The organism is Salinimicrobium oceani, assembly GCF_012037645.1.
In genome coordinates, this window is the sequence record NZ_JAAVJR010001488.1 from 1 (window position 1) to 303 (window position 303).

1 pseudogene is annotated in these 303 nt (G+C 46.5%); it reads right to left on the reverse strand.

Features of this window, described 5'->3' with window-relative positions:
• Nucleotides 1-284, reverse strand: a pseudogene (locus tag HC175_RS22765) (dihydroorotase); the annotation flags it as partial.
• Nucleotides 285-303: the final 19 nt, after the last annotated feature.

Sequence of the window (303 nt, forward strand, 5' to 3'; positions counted from 1 at the left end):
TCATTTACCTGCCCGTTACCCGCTATTTTATTTTCCTGCGGAAAAGACATTACAAGTCCGTCGAAATTTTGAGCGTATTGCAATGCGAGCTTCAGCATATTGGGATTGGACACCGATCTTTTATAGTCTCCAAAGGCAATCGCACCGGCCTGTTGCATGTCGTAAAGTTCAGCCATGTCTTTGCCTTCACTTTTGCGCGTGAGGGTGCCAATAGGGAGGAGGGAAACCGGTTGTTTTTGAGCTTTATTCAGCAGAAAAGTAACGGCACCTTTGTTATCGGTCACAGGATCATTGCCCGGGTTA